Raw genomic sequence first — 2,325 nt, forward strand, 5'->3', positions numbered from 1 at the left:
TCATTGCTCTTCCCCGGCGATGGCCTGCGGATCGCCGGGGACGAGCAATGACGCCGACAGCGCCATGGCGATCAGCGCCGCCAGGAGGATGGCGCCGGCGAACGCCTCGGGCGTGCGCAGAAAGCGGCGGAGCGGGCTCATGCGTCAGCCTCGCTAGCGCCGACGCGCGGATCGAGGAAGGCATAGGCGATGTCGACGGCAAGGTTGATGAAAATGACCAGGACGGCGCTGGTGAGAATAATCCCGAGCAGCAATGGGGTGTCCCGCGCGGCCACCGCTTCCTGCGCCAGTCGACCGAGGCCGGGTACGGAAAAGACGCTCTCGATGACGACGCTGCCGCCGAGCATCTGCGCAGACTGCAGGCCGAGCATGGTGACCAGCGGCAGCAGTGCGTTGCGGGCGACGTGGGCTAGCACGATGCGACGGCGTGACAATCCCTTGGCACGGGCGGCCAGCACGAAATCCAGGCGCCAGACCTCGGCCATGCCGGCGCGCATCATGCGCAGATAGAGCGCCAGATAGATGAAGCCGAGGGCGGAAACGGGCAGGACGAGATGGATGGCAATGTCGGCTGCGCGATCAAAGCCGGTCTTGTCAGAGGCCAGGGTTTCGATGCCGCCGATCGGCAGCCGGCGCAGGTCGACGGCAAAGACGACGATCAGCACCAGGCCGAGCCAGAAACCCGGTACGGCATAGAGCGCCAGCGAGCCGATCGACAGGAAGCGATCGCGGAAACTGCCTGGCCGCGCGCCGGCATAGATGCCGAGTGCCGAACCAAGCCCGAAGGAGAGCGCGGTGGCGCTGACCATCAACAGCAGCGTGTTGGGCAGGCGTTCGAGGATGACGTCGCGGATCGGTCGGGAGAACGTCACCGACTGGCCGAGATCGAGATGCAACAGAGCCCAGAGATAGTTGGCCAGCCGCGTCAGCTCCGACTGGTCGAGGCCCCAGCGATGGCGCAACAGCTCGATCATGCCGGCGTCGCCGCCGGTCGAGATGATATAGGCATCGACCGCGTCGCCCGGGGCCGCTTCGAGCAGCAGGAAGGTGCCGATGACGACGATCAGCAGCACGAAGATGCTGCCGACGAGGCGACGGCGGAGCAGGGTCAGGGCGCGGGTCATGGCCGCCTTACCCTCCCCATAAGGGGGAGGGCAAAGCCGATGCCGCTATCCGGCAGGACAAGAGGGGGCGCGAAGGAACTCTCATTGTCGAACCTGAGCACCCGGACCGCTGATCTGCAAGTCTGGCGGTCAACCCGCCAGATACGTATCCGCCCAGTTAGACACCGCCCAGCGCGGGTTGTTGGCGATGTTGCCGACCGTGTCGCGGGCAACGCTGATAAAACTCCATTCGGCGACGTTGATCAGCGGCAGGTCGGTGGCCACCTCCTTCTGGAACTCCTTGTAGAGGTCGGTGCGGGCAGTGGTGTCGAGCGTCTCCGATGCCTTAGCGATCAGCGCATCGAGCGCGTCGTTCTTGTAGCCGCCCTGGTTGGAGAACGGCACGCCGTCCGGAATGCCGCTCTGCACCAGAATGGTGGTGGAGATCGCCGGGTCGCCGCGGAACACCGGCGGGCCGACCGCGAGGTCGAAGGCATGGTCGGTGTAGACCGCCTTGATGTGCGCGGCCGAGTCGTTGTTGACCAACTGAGCGTCGATGCCGATGGCGGCGAGCGCCTGGCGCAGATAGTCGCCGAACTGCTTGGTCTCGTTGAAATAGGGCGCCGGCAGCAGTTTTAGCGAGAATCGGTTGCCATCGGCACCTTTCTTGTAGCCGGCCTCGTCGAGCAGCGCGTTGGCCTTGGCGACGTCGAAGGCATAGGTCGGCACGTCGGCCGTGTAGAATTGCGGATCGTTCTTCGGCACCGGACCGGTGGCTGTCGCGGCATAGCCGAGGAACACCGTCTTGACGACGAAATCCTTGTCGATGGCGTGCGCGATCGCCTGCCGCACTTTCACGTCGGCCAGCTCCTTGCGGCGATGGTTGATCTCGACGACGAGCTGATAGGTCAGCCCTTCGTAACCCTTGGAGATCACCTTCAGCCCCGGCACTTTCGAGATGCGGTCGAGGTCGGCCAGCGGCACGGCGGAGAAGGCTGCGAGCTGGATCTCTTCAGCCTCCAGCGCGCTCGCCGCGGACGTGCGATCCGGCAGCACCTGATAGATGATCTCGTCGAGATAGGGCTCGTCCTTGCCCCAGTAATCCGTGTTCTTCGTCAGCCGGTAATACTGGCCGGCCTTGTACTCGCCGAATTTGAACGGCCCGGTGCCGATGGGCGCGTTGTTGGCCGGGTTGTCCTCGATCTTGCCCACCTCGTAGATG

2 protein-coding genes and 1 pseudogene are annotated in these 2,325 nt (G+C 64.7%); all 3 read right to left on the reverse strand.

What is annotated here, in order from left to right; translation table 11 throughout:
• Positions 1-12: 12 nt before the first annotated feature.
• A pseudogene (locus EN993_RS34830) lies at positions 13-141 on the reverse strand (ABC transporter permease); the annotation flags it as partial.
• Positions 138-1,124, reverse strand: coding sequence for an ABC transporter permease (locus tag EN993_RS34835; protein WP_127266145.1), 987 nt, complete (start codon positions 1,122-1,124; stop codon positions 138-140). The pseudogene EN993_RS34830 and the gene EN993_RS34835, both read right to left, overlap by 4 nt.
• A gap of 129 nt (positions 1,125-1,253) precedes the next feature.
• A partial coding sequence (locus tag EN993_RS34840; RefSeq protein ID WP_127266146.1) for an ABC transporter substrate-binding protein occupies positions 1,254-2,325 on the reverse strand: 1,072 nt, incomplete at its 5' end.

Origin of the sequence: Mesorhizobium sp. M7D.F.Ca.US.004.01.2.1 (genome assembly GCF_003997785.1) — a bacterium.
GTDB classification, from domain to species: Bacteria; Pseudomonadota; Alphaproteobacteria; order Rhizobiales; family Rhizobiaceae; genus Mesorhizobium; species Mesorhizobium loti.